At 46.0% G+C, this 276-nt stretch carries 1 protein-coding gene and 1 pseudogene; both read left to right on the top strand.

Annotated elements, in window-relative coordinates:
* Positions 1-161: isochorismatase family protein (locus tag V5P19_RS23505; RefSeq protein WP_334407953.1), on the top strand; the 161-nt coding region annotated here is incomplete at its 5' end.
* Positions 162-166: 5 nt separating this feature from the next.
* Positions 167-276: pseudogene (locus V5P19_RS23500) on the top strand (DUF2877 domain-containing protein); the annotation flags it as partial.

Below are 276 nucleotides of genomic sequence, written 5' to 3'. Positions count from 1 at the left end.
AAGCAAATGATCGTGGCTATGAATGCATTATCCCGGAAGATTGTGTCGGCTCCTATTTCCCGGAATTCCAGAAATACGCCCTCGAGATGATCAAAGCACAAGGTGCCATTTTCGGTTGGGTTACTGATTCCAAAGCCATTATTGCAGGTCTGGAAGGCTAACGCCGATGGTACAGGTTACGCTTTGCGCATCGTCGTTGGGATATCTTTTCCCGCAGAATGAAACGCAAGATTTACGTCTGCATAGCGCTTTTAAACATGCGGTAAATCTGTATTC

This window comes from Enterobacter sp. UNJFSC 003, from assembly GCF_036903355.1.
GTDB lineage: Bacteria > Pseudomonadota > Gammaproteobacteria > Enterobacterales > Enterobacteriaceae > Enterobacter.
This window is presented reverse-complemented; position numbering and strand designations above follow the sequence as displayed.